Source organism: Streptomyces sp. WG5 (genome assembly GCF_049974565.1).
Taxonomy (GTDB): Bacteria; Actinomycetota; Actinomycetes; order Streptomycetales; family Streptomycetaceae; genus Streptomyces.
Window position 1 is genome coordinate 1 of the sequence record NZ_JBNGGC010000169.1, and the last position, 632, is coordinate 632.

Genomic DNA, 632 nt, shown 5'->3' on the forward strand with positions numbered 1-632 from the left:
ACGCCGAACCGACCATCGCCGCCGCCGTCGCCCTGCGCACGCCCTTGACCGGGACACGCGTCTCACGCGCCGTGTCGTACGACACGGCCGCCGGGGACGGGGAGGGGGCCGCGGGGGTGGCGGCGGGGGCCGCGGCCGCCGGTGCCGTCGCGGGCTCGGGGACCTGCGCCGGGGCCGCCGCCGCGTGCACGTCCTCACGGGTGATGATGCCGTCCGGGCCGGTCGGGGCGACCGTGGCCAGGTCGACGCCGAGGTCCTTGGCCAGCTTGCGCACCGGGGGCTTGGCGAGCGGACGCTCGCGGGTGACCGGCGCGGCCGGTCCGTGGCCGTTCATCTCGGCCTGGAGCGCGGCGGACGCCGCCGGCGCCTCCTGGGCCGGGACCGGAGCTCCCTTGCGGGGGCGGCGGCGGGTCGCGGAGGTGGAGACCCCGTACCCGACCAGGACCGGCTGACGGCCCTCGGACTTCGTCTCCTCCGCGGTGTCGGTCGCGGCCGGCGCCGCGACCGTGTCCTCGACGGCCTCCTGCGCCGGTTCCGCCGCGGCCGCGTCGCCGACGGCGACCGCGATGATGGAGGTGCCCACGTCGACGGTGGTGCCTTCGGGGAAGTGGAGCTCGCGGACCACGCCGTCG

The 632-nt window shown here is 78.6% G+C and carries 1 protein-coding gene; it reads right to left on the reverse strand.

The genetic code is table 11. From position 1 onward, the window contains the following. On the reverse strand, positions 1-632 hold a 632-nt coding region (locus tag ACP4IX_RS36430; RefSeq protein ID WP_426527190.1), incomplete at both ends, for an E3 binding domain-containing protein.